Consider the following 8,298-nt stretch of genomic DNA (forward strand, 5'->3'; position numbering starts at 1 on the left):
GCCACAGCATCGACACCAGCAACAGCAACCGCCGAAGCAAACACCTCCGACAACAACCGACCCGCCACCGACACACCACCACGCACCGGCACCAACACCGCACGCTCGGCCTCCGACAACAACTCGAGCTGGCCGACCCTGAGATCCGGTTGCGTCGCAAAAGCTTCGAGGACGCGCACGATGCGCGCGAGAATGGTCTCGATCTCGCTGGACTGGAACAGTTCCGGCAGGTACTTGGCCTCGATGTGCAGACGTTCGTCGACCATCGCCACCAGGGTCAGCGGGTACTGCGCAGTATCGCTGCCGTCGATGATGTCGGCCACGCGCAGCCCGGCGATATCCGTCTGGTCCGAGAAGCCGGCGCGATCGATCGGGTAGGACTCGAACACGGTCAACGTATCGAATGCGACGGCCGGTCCCACCGCGCGCTGAATCTCGGTCAGCCCGAGGTAGTGGTAGTCCAACAGATGAGCCTGCTCGGACTGAAGCCGCTCGATGAACTCGCCCAGCGTTTCGTGCGGGTCCACGGTGACACGCACCGGCAGGGTGTTGATGAACAGACCGATCATCTGCTCGATGTCGTTGATCTCGGGTGGTCGGCCCGACACGGTCGCCCCGAACAGGACATCGGAGCGTCCGGTCAGTGTGGCGAGGACGGTCCCCCATGCGGCCTGAACGAGCGTGTTCACGGTGACACCGCGCTCGCGGGCGACCGTACGGAGTCGCGCAGTGTCCGATGGCTCCAGCGAGGTCCGGTCGATTCCGCCGATGGTGGATTCCTGGCGGCGGCTTTCGACCGGCGTGAGCAGAGTCGGTTCCGGCAACCCGGACAACGCCTCAACCCATGCTGTCCGCGCTCCGGCGGTGTCGCGCCTGGCCATCCACGCGAGGTAGTCACGGTAGGCAGGCACCCGCGGCAACACGGAATCGTCGCTGTCCGTTGCATACAGCGTGAGCAGCTCCCGGATGATGAGCGGAGTCGACCAACCGTCGATCAGGATGTGGTGGTTGGTCAAGACGAGACGCCACCGTGCCTCGCCGACGGCAATGAAGGTGAATCGCAGCAGCGGTGCCTGCGCCATGTTGAATCGGGTGGATCGGTCTACGGCCATCAGGGCGTCGAGTTCGACCTGCGCATCGGCCTCAGTCAGCTGTGTCAGGTCATGCTCGAGCCACGGGACTCGTACCGATCGCTGCACTACCTGAACCGAGTCGCCTTCGAGGTTGTGCACGAAAGCGGTCCGCAAGTTCGAATGGCGGTCGAGAAGGGTTTGCGCGGCACGATGCAGTCGGGCGGCGTCGACCGTACCTGTCAGTTCCATGACCAGTTGCACGATGTACGCGTCCACGGTCTGATCGGACAGTTCCGCGTGGAAGAGCATCCCCGACTGCAGCGGCGACATCGACCAGATGTCACTCAGAGTCGGGTAGCGACGTTCGATGTCGTCGATGGAGTGCTGGTCGAGGGAAACCAATTCGAGATCGGACGGGGTGAATCCGCCTGCAGCAGAGGTATTCGCGTGCTCTGCCAGGCTCGTCAGAGCCGCGACCCAGAGCGTGGTCAACTCTTCGACGTCGGCGCGATCGAGTACGCCCGACGGGAACGCGAACGTCGCCTCGAACACGGCGCCGTCGCTGCCACCGGTGGTCACCGCGTTGATGTCGAGTACCGCCGACACCGGTAGGTCCCGATTCTGGACGTCACCGATCTCGTCGTCGTCCACCGGCAACCAACCGACGTCCCGCAGGTTGTCCGGGATGCCGGCGCTGTAGCGCCCAAGGTAGTTGAAGCTGATCTGCGGACTGCTGTACTGCGAGAGCGCATTCCGAGATTCGGCATCGAGATACCGGAGCAGACCGTAACCGATGCCGTGGTCGGGAACGCTGAGCAGTCGCTCCTTGACCGACTTGATCAAGGCGCCGGCGGCCTCGCCACCGGCGAGAGCGTCGTCGATGTCGATACCGCGGAGATCGACCCGAACCGGGTAGATGGTGGTGAACCATCCGATCGTGCGTGCCAGATCGGCGCCGGGCACCACCTGGTCCTCGCGTCCGTGCGCTTCCAGGCTGACGAGAGAGTCCTCGGTGACGACTCCGTGAGTGCGACGCCAAGCAGCGATGGCGAGCGACAGCCCCGCCATCAGTCCGTCGTTGACGCTGCCGTGAAAGACCTCCGGAACGGTGGTGAGCAGATGCTCGGTGACGTCGGAGGGAACATGAACCTCGACACGATCGACAGTGGAATAGACATCCACTGCGGGATCGAGACTGCGGGCGCCGATCAGGGGGTCGGTGCCGGCGAGAGTGTGCTCCCACATCGGCAACTCGTCACGGCGCTCGGTGGCCACCTCATGCAACCCGTGAGCCCAGCGGCGCATGGATGTGCCTACTGGCAGCAATATGGCGTCGTCACCTGCACTGATCTGCGACCATGCTGTCGCAAGATCCGGTACGAGAATGCGCCAGGACACCCCGTCGACGACGAGGTGATGCGCCACGATCAGGAGACGTCCCGGCTCGACGCCGGCATCGAACCAGACGAACTGGATCATCACACCCGTGGACGGACTGAGTCGCTGCGAAGCCCTGTCGAGTTCGGCCGCGGCCGTCGACGAGAACTCGGGACCCGAGGTGGACTCGACATCGATGTGGTGTAGGACCGCAGCCGCAGCAACCGAGCCTGCCGGTTCGACGTCCATGGTCCAGACATCGCCGTCCTGCCGCAGGCGTGCTCGCAGCATGTCGTGATGATCGAGGACGGATTGAACCGTGCGTTCGAGAATCGGCCGGGTGATGTCGCCGGGCAGCGTCAGCAGGGCAGTCTGCGTGAATCGGTCGAAGACGTGGGTACGGTCGATCATCCACGCGACGATGGGCGTGAGCGGGACGTCACCGACGCCGCCTCCAGACAACTCGTCCAGGACGGTGACTGCGGCACCCTCCGAGGCGAGCGCGACCTCGGCGAGAGCGGCAACGGTCTTGCGCTCGAACACGTCCCGCGGTGTGAGGACCAGTCCTGCTGCCTTGGCTCGGGACACCAGCTGAATCGACATGATGCTGTCGCCGCCGAGCGCGAAGAACGAATCCTCCACGCCGACATGGTCGAGTCGGAGAACCTCGCAGAACAGAGCGGCCAGCTGCTTCTCCACAGGAGATTCCGCGTCTCGCGAGGACACGGGCCGGTGGTCGAAGGACGGCTCCGGTAGCGCCCGGCGGTCCAGCTTTCCTGCTGGGGTGAGCGGAATGGAATCCAGCGCGACGAAAGTCGTCGGAACCATGTGTGACGGCAACGACTGTGCCACGAACTCGCTCAACTGCTGCGGATCCACCACGGAACCCGGTGTGGGCACCACGTAGGCGACGAGGATCGTATTGCCCGCGGGGCCCTTGGCACCAGCGCTGGTCACGAATGCGACGTCGGGGTGCGCTGTGAGAACGCTGTCTATCTCACCGAGTTCGATGCGGAACCCACGAACCTTCACTTGCGAGTCGCTTCGCCCGACGAACTCGAGTGCCCCGGACCGGGTCCACCGAACTACGTCGCCGGTGCGATACATCCGGCTGCCGGGTTCACCGAACGGATCTGCCACGAATCTCTCGGCCGTGAGAGCCAAGCGTCCGTGGTAGCCACGTGCAAGACCGGGGCCCGCGAGATAGAGCTCACCCGGAACCCCGACGGGCACCGGACGTAGACGGGAGTCGAGGACGACCTCAGCGAATCCGATGGTGGGCGATCCGATGTCGACCGGTGCGCCGGCGATCAGCTCGTTGCTGATCGAGGAGAAGATCGTTGCTTCGGTGGGGCCGTACGCGTTGAACATCTTTCGGCCGGGTGCCCACCTGGTCACCAGTTCGGGTGGACATGCGTCGCCTCCTGTGGCGATCACCTTCAGCGTGGACAAGCCGGCAGGATCGACGGATGCAAGTGCGGCCGGTGTGACAAATGCATGGGTGACCTTGCAGACGGCGATCAAACGAGCGAGTTCCGGGCCGCCGTACAGGGCAGGCGGAGCAATGACCATCGTTGCTGCTGCGCCGAAGGCAAGCATGAATTCGAGGATCGAGGCATCGAAGCTCGGGGACGCGAACGCGAGGGTTCGTGAGCCAGGAGTGACGTCGAAGCGAGTTCGTTCCTCGGCGGCGAGGTTGGCCAAGCCGCGGTGGGTGACGACGACGCCCTTGGGCAGTCCCGTCGATCCGGACGTGTAGATGAGGTATGCGGCATCATCGATGCGCAGTGACTCGACCCGGTCGGCGTCGGTGACCGGTGCATCGGAGAACTGTGCAGCTGTGTGCTGGAAATGTGCGTCGTCGAGCACGACCCACGCGATCGCATCGGACAGTGCGGCCAGTGCCGCGGTGTCGGATGTCGTCGTCAGACCCAGTGTCGCGCCGGAATCGACGATCATGTGCTTGATGCGGTCCGCCGGGTAGGTCGGGTCCACCGGCAGGAATGCTGCACCTGCTTTTGCACACGCCCACATCGCAACGATCGTTTCCGGCGAACGGGGCAGCGCCAGCGCGACGACGTCTCCCGCGCCGACACCGAAGTCGGCCAGCATGCGCGCCAATTGCGATGAACGAGAATCCAGTTCGCCGTAGCTCACGACGGAGTCTTCGAAGATCAAGGCATCCGCGTCGCGACCGGCCAGCGCGACGGCGTCGCTCAGGATGTCCGGCAGTAGCCGCTGCTGGGCCGAGTCCGGGCCGTGCACCGGCGCCAGATCGCTGTACTCGTCGGGCGAGAGCAGTTCGATGTCACCGATTGCCGTGGCCGGGCTCGATGTCACCGCGCCGAGTATCGTCGCGAACCTCTCGGCGAAGGCGGCGACGGTGGATCGTTCGAAGATGTCGGTGGCGTAGCGGAACACACCCTCGACTCCGGCCTGAACGCCGTTGTCGTCGAACGATTCCGAAATGGTCAGCTGTAGATCGAAATTGCTGGTGTCGTTGGCAAGATCGACTGCCTCGATATCGAGACCCGGCAACACGATGTTCGGTGGCTCGGTCTGTTGGAACTCGAGCATGACCTGGAACAGTGGTGTGTACGCCGTCGACCTGGCGGGGTCGAGAGCGTCGACGATGCGCTCGAACGGTATGTCGGAGTGAGTGAAGGCAGCGAGATCGGCGGTCCGCACGTCCGCGAGCAAGTCGAGGAACGACACCGAAGGATCCAGCTCGGTGCGCAGTACGAGGGTGTTGACGAACATCCCCACCAGATCGTCGAGCGATGCGTCGCCGCGGCCGGCGATAGGGGTACCGATCGAAATGTCGGTGGAGGCGGACAACCTGGACATCAGCACGGCGAGCGAGGCGTGCACGATCATGAACACGCTCGAATCGCGTTCTGCAGCAAGCTCGGCCATGCGCTGGTGCACGTCGGGGTCGATCGCGAACGGTACCGTCGCGCCACGGAACGAAGCCTGGGTAGGCCGCGGTCGGTCGAGGGGCAGTTCGAGAACCTCTGGAGCGCCGGACAACGTATCGGTCCAGAATGCGAGCTGAGTCGACATCAGCGAGGACGAGTCGGACTCCGAACCCAGGAACTTGCGCTGCCACAGCGAGTAGTCGGCGTACTGGACCGCTAGAGGTGCCGTGTTCGGAGCCTCTCCCTGCGTGCGCGCACTGTAGGCAACGATCAGGTCGCGTGCGAGGGGCGCGGTGGAGAAACCGTCGGAAGAAATGTGGTGCACGACGAAGGCGAGAACGTGATCATCGGTTCCGAGCTGGACAAGTCGCACACGCACGGGAACCGAACTGGATACGTCGAATCCTGCGGTGGTGATCTCGGCGACGAGCTCGTGCATGTGTGTCTCGGACTCGGCCGTGACTGGTTCGAGCGCTGGAAGCGCTTGGTGCGCCGGCAGAATCGACTGAACCGGCCCGTCCTCGGTGAGTGGGAACACAGTTCGCAGCGATTCGTGGCGGTCGATCACATCGCCCATTGCACTGCGCAACGCGTCGATGTCGAGCTGCCCTGTCATCCGCATGGCGAAAGCCACATTGTATGCAGCAGAGGTCGTGTCGTACTGGTTGATGAACCACATACGCTGCTGCGCGAGTGAGACAGGAATCGACTCGGGGCGTTCGGCAGGCACGAGCGCCGGCTTCGGATCCGTCCGATTTCCCTGCGATTCGACGATTGCAGCCAGCGCGCGAACCGAGGGGGCGTCGAAGAGGTCGCGGACGGTCAGCGTGGAACCGAGAGCCGAGTTGACGCGAGCAACGAGTCGCATGGCTACCAGCGAATTGCCGCCGATACCGAAGAAGTTCTGCGTGACACCGATCTGATCGGCTTCGAGGAGGGCACCGAACTGGGCGGCGATTATCTCCTCGATCGGATTCGACGGAGCGACTATCTCGTCGTCCGTCGATGCGAACGTCGGCTCGGGCAGCGCCTTGCGGTCCAACTTGCCGCTGGCGTTGAGAGGAAACTCGTCGAGTTCGACGATCAGGGACGGCACCATGTAAGCAGGCAACGACTGCGCTACCGAGTCGAGAACCGTCGACGAATCGATGGAGACTCCGCGCTTCGGAACGACATACGCGAGGAGAATCTCACCGGTCGATGGATTGGTGTGCACGACAGCGATTGCCTGGGTGACGCTCTCGTGACGCAAGAGCGCTGCTTCCACCTCTGCCAGCTCGATACGCAGGCCTCGCAGTTTGACCTGGAAGTCGGTGCGTCCGATGTATTCGAGGTTGCCGTCGGCGCGCCAGCGGACGAGGTCACCGGTCCGGTACATGCGGTCGCCGGGTTCGCCGTACGGGTCGGCAACGAAACGATCGGAGGTGAGATCTCCGCGTCCGACGTATCCCCGTGCCAGCTGTGTGCCGGCAAGGTACAGCTCGCCGGGTGCACCGATCGGTGCAGGCTTCAGCGAGGCATCGAGCACGAACACGCGTGTGTTCCACACCGGCGCACCGATAGGGATGGCAGTGAGGTTCGGTTCGTCGCAGTGGAAATACGTCACGTCCACGGCCGCTTCGGTAGGACCGTACAGGTTGTGCAGGGCGGCGTCGGAGAACTCAGCGAAGGCGTTCACCGTGGCCGGCGGCAATGCTTCGCCGCTACAGAACACCAACCGCAGCGACAAGCAGTCCCCGGCATGGGCGCCGTCGACGAATACCGCCAGCATCGACGGAACGAAGTGCAGCGTCGTGATGTGCTCGCGGAGGATGAGCCGCGACAGGTATTGCGGATCGCGATGCCCGTCCGGCGCCGCGATGACGAGCTTGGCACCGACCTGGAGTGGCCAGAAGAACTCCCACACCGACACGTCGAATGTGGCTGGGGTCTTCTGCAGCACGGTATCGGACGGTTCCAATGAGTACTCGTCCTGCATCCAGAGCAGACGGTTCGCAATGGCTCCATGGGTGACGGCCACGCCCTTCGGCCTACCCGTCGAACCGGAGGTGTAGATGACGTACGCGGTGTTGCGTCCGGTGAGATCGCCGAGCCGTTCATCGGACGCGAGCGGTTCGGTTGCGCGATCGGACACGTCGATGAGGTCGACGGCGAGCACCGGGGTTGCTACCTGGACATTGATCCAGTCGCGGCTGGTGGTGAGAATGCACACGGGCTGTGCGCTGTCGATGACATACGCAGACCGATCGATCGGGTGATCCGGGTCGATCGGAACATATGCAGCGCCAGCCTTGACAATCGCATACATTCCGACCAGTAGGTCGGTGGACCGCCGAATGGCGAGGCCCACATGCGATTCCGGACCCACCCCCAACGACACGAGGTGCCGTGCAAGTTGATTCGCCCGTTCGTCGAGTTCCCCGTAGGTGACATGCTCGTCCTCGAACACCAACGCGATCGAGTACGGGCTGCGAGCGACCTGCAGACTGAAGAGAGAATCGAGAGTCGGATCCTCACCCACTACGCCCGGCAAGGCGTGATCGGTGGAATTCCACACTCGCACAACCGTTGCGCGTTCCTGCGCCGACAAGATATCGAGTTCGCGCACAGGCATCGACGGAGCCTCGACGACCGAGGACAGCAGCCGCAGGAAGCGGTCGACGAAAAGATCGATTGTCCTCGCGTCGAACAACGCCGTCGCGTAGGTGAAGGCGGCGCTGGAGGCACCGGATTCCGATACCTGTTCGTCGACGCGAAGCTGCAGATCGAACTTGGTGGTGCCGGTGTCCAGCTCGGTCAGATCGACGTCGAGTCCGGGGAGTTCGAGGTGTGCGGTGGTGTTGTTCTGGAATTCGAGGAGGACTTGGAACAGGGGTGAGTGGTCGGTCGAGCGTGTGGGTGCGAAGGCGTCGACGAGTCGCTCGAAGGGG

The 8,298-nt window shown here is 63.7% G+C and carries 1 protein-coding gene; it reads right to left on the reverse strand.

Annotation, left to right across the window (positions count from 1 at the left end; genetic code table 11):
- The coding region (locus J1M86_RS23990) for a non-ribosomal peptide synthetase (RefSeq protein ID WP_206511640.1) at positions 1 to 8,298 on the reverse strand (8,298 nt) is incomplete at both ends.

Source organism: Rhodococcus sp. KRD197 (genome assembly GCF_017168235.1).
Lineage (GTDB): Bacteria > Actinomycetota > Actinomycetes > Mycobacteriales > Mycobacteriaceae > Rhodococcoides.